Origin of the sequence: Streptococcus danieliae (genome assembly GCF_009767945.1) — a bacterium.
GTDB classification, from domain to species: Bacteria; Bacillota; Bacilli; order Lactobacillales; family Streptococcaceae; genus Streptococcus; species Streptococcus danieliae.
This window is the reverse complement of record NZ_WSRS01000125.1, coordinates 1-3,197: the sequence shown is the minus strand read 5'-3', so window position 1 is coordinate 3,197 and position 3,197 is coordinate 1. Positions and strand designations below refer to the sequence as shown.

Here is a 3,197-nt window from a genome sequence, read left to right as displayed (position 1 = left end):
TGCCATTGTTTTTTAGCAATTTCTGATGATTTTTTAGCTATTTACACGGAGTTGTTTGAGGTATGAATAATTTGGGTATAAATAAAACTTAGGGATATTGCATATGAGTAAGGAGGAGGAAGCGATGGAAACTTATGGAAAAGTTTTTAAAATATTGCGGGAGTCCAAGAACTTGTCTTTGGCTGAGGTCGCCGGGGATTATGTATCAACAGCTCAATTGTCTCGTTTTGAAAATGGAAAGAGCCGTCTATCTGTAGATCTTTTCTTTGCCTGTTTAAAGAACATGGATATTTTGCAAGGAGAATTTTCTACGTTTTATAATATTTATTATCAGCAAGAAGATATTCGTACTTCTATTCGTTTATATACTGAAATGAACAATCGAAATACTTATTTTATAAAACAAGAATTATCGACATCAATGAAGGAATATGATAGAACAGGTAAGAAATCGACTAGAGTTTTAGCTGCAGTATTACATGTATTTTGGGGTAAGTGTGATAAAGGTTATCAAGTTCCTGCTATAGAGATAGAGGTGATTACAGATTATTTATTCTCAATAGATGAATGGTGTTTTTATGAGTTATGGATTTTAGGTGCTTGTTATAAAGTGTTAAGTGTTCAAACTTTAGAAGTTTTTATACAGGAGATAGTAGCGCGAACTCAGTTTTATATGGGAATAGAAGTAAACCGTAAAAAAGTATATCGAATACTTCTAAATATTCTAGGTTATTTATTAGACATTGGCGAAGAGCGACGGGCGAGTAAGTTGATTCGGTTGGTCCAATCTTTAAACATTTTAGAAAATGATGTTTTTGAACGTCTGCAACTAAAATTTTGTCGAGCTCATTTAGCCTACTTGCAAGGAGATAAGGCTGCTTTAGATACGATGAAAGAGTGTCAGCGATTTGCGGAATTTTTGGATTGTTATTATTTGTCAGAAGCTATCTCTGAGACAATTCAGGGACTTACAGATAAGTTGTAATGTCAACCCTAAATCGGACACTTTTTATAAGGAGTTTTCATCGTTCGCTCCGGCTTGACCTTGAGTCTCCTGAGTAGTGATTTTGACGGCTGACAAAGCTGCCATAAGCAGCCTTTGGAAATCAGCCTATCACTACTCAGCTCAACCTCAAGCCGGAGCTAGTTTGCTTCGAGCTTTGAATGTTAATGGTGACAAATTGTTCAGTGTAGAATGTTTACGCTTGTGATTCCACCAATGAATATAATCGTGTGTTAGTAGGGCAAGTTGTTCTAAGGACTTAAATTTGTACGCATTAACAAATTCAGCCCCTCTGTCAGTATGGAAAACTTCAACTTTATCAAGATCATATGGAATACTTTTCATCGCTTCAAGTACCAAATCTGCATTCTTGTTAGAGCTGACTGACCAACCAACAATTTCACGATTATACAAGTCAAGAATAAGACACGCATAACACCATTTTCCACTTACTCTGATATAAGTTAAATGTGTAGTGAGTTTTTGCATCGGTCTATCTGCACTAAATTCTTGGTTTACAATATTTGGTAAATCATCTTTATTTGAAGTACTCTTGCTAGGCTTAAAAGCAGTAAGAGTATATTTGGAAATCAATTTGTATTTCTGCATAATTTGACCAATTTTACGACGAGAAACAGTAATTCCTTGATCCTCAAGATCGGACTTAATGCGTCTAGTCCCATAGGTTTTACGGCTACTCTCGAAACTTGATTTAACTTTTTCTTCAAGGTCTTTACTGGAATGTTTAGGCTTTGGTTTGTAGTAAAAGCTACTTCTAGAAACACCTATAGCTTTACATAGCGCTTTAATTGGGTATTTTGAAGATAACTTGGCGATTAGTTTCTTTTTTGTCCCAATATCAGCGCTGCGGACTTTAAAATATCAATCTCCATTTCTTTCTCACGCAATTGTTTCTTAAGCTTACGAATTTCCCGTTGCTCGGGCGATAAATTATCTACATGCTTAAAGCTACCTGTAGTACGGCTTTGTTTCAACCAGCGATCAACTGTACTGGGGTTAAGGTCATACTCTGTGAAAACTTCGGTACGTGGCTTACCGTTTTCAATCAAGGCAACAATTTGGGACTTGAATTCTTTTGAAAAAGTGCGACGTGGTCTCTTTGACATCATTTATACTCTCCTGTGTAATAAAATAATTATCTCACTCCTTATAAATTCTGTCCAGATTAGTGTAGCCGATTCAGTACATGGAAATTGTTATAAAAAACAAAAGAATCAAGGTCGGCTAATTTTAAAAACACTCTATTATTTATTGGAGGCATATAATTTACCGTAAGAATGGACTGAAATAAATTTCTCTCAAAATAAAAATAAAGCGCTTGCATTTTGGTGAAAAAGGAGTATAATAAAAATTGGAAAGGTACTTATTCCAAAAGTTTAAATAAGGAGGAGTTACCTATGTCTGAAGAAGTATTAAAACTTCAAATGTTGCCTATCCAAGTTGAAGAAACTGATGAAGTTGATGGAATGCGTTTTAGTATATTTAGTAATCACCGCTGTGGTAACTGGAGTGCTCTTAGTTGGGAACGTTGTTAAGGGCACCTCTAAAAACTAAATTTCTGAAAATCTAAATGTTGATTTATCAAGGTTTGAGTGATTAAATTTGAAGAAAAACTGGGGTTTTTAGAGGTCCCCTATATAGTTAAACCACCCAATTATGATATATACCCCAAAAGTTAGAGACACAAAATCTAACTTTTGGGGTGTATTTTGTAAGCGGCCAATAACAAGGTATCTTCCGATAAAGTAGAAATCTAGCTATACTAGTCTCAGAAAACAGGAGTAGAGGAGATTGGTTTAGTGGATGCGAATTTGTTTAGGACGATAAATCTTTGTGACCTCGGTCAGGTCTATTTGCTAGCTGGAAAAACAGATATGAGACAGGGAATTGATTCCCTAGCCTATATCATTAACCCAAATTATTCATACCTCAAACAACTCCGTGTAAATAGCTAAAAAATCATCAGAAATTGCCAATAAACAATGGCAATTTCTGATGATTTTTCTTGTCGTTCAATCTGTTCTAAGGATAAAAATGGATTCAATGCCTTATGACCCTAAAAAGGACAGGTTCTATAATAAGTTGTGTGGAAAGCTTGCTCTCCATGCAACTTTTTTTGTAATTCAGAGTGCAAAAAAAAGCAATTCCTAGTAAACTGATAAGTGAAAAAAAA

The 3,197-nt window shown here is 35.0% G+C and carries 3 protein-coding genes; 2 read left to right on the top strand and 1 reads right to left on the bottom strand.

The genetic code is table 11. The features are described 5' to 3' along the window. Window positions 1–124: 124 nt before the first annotated feature. Window positions 125–985 (top strand): Rgg/GadR/MutR family transcriptional regulator, encoded by an 861-nt coding sequence (locus tag E5983_RS08840; protein WP_160333468.1) that lies wholly within the window; start codon window positions 125–127, stop codon window positions 983–985. A gap of 147 nt (window positions 986–1,132) precedes the next feature. Here the strand turns inward: E5983_RS08840 and E5983_RS09915 are convergent. After that, a protein-coding gene (locus tag E5983_RS09915) for an IS3 family transposase (RefSeq protein WP_462365879.1) occupies window positions 1,133–2,130 on the bottom strand; the annotation gives its coding sequence in 2 pieces (ribosomal slippage) (window positions 1,133–1,869 and window positions 1,869–2,130; 999 coding nt in all). A gap of 291 nt (window positions 2,131–2,421) precedes the next feature. Here E5983_RS09915 and E5983_RS08825 point away from each other — a divergent pair. After that, entirely contained in the window at window positions 2,422–2,559 is a 138-nt protein-coding gene (locus tag E5983_RS08825; protein WP_160333466.1) for a SapB/AmfS family lantipeptide, read from the top strand. Window positions 2,560–3,197 lie beyond the last annotated feature (638 nt).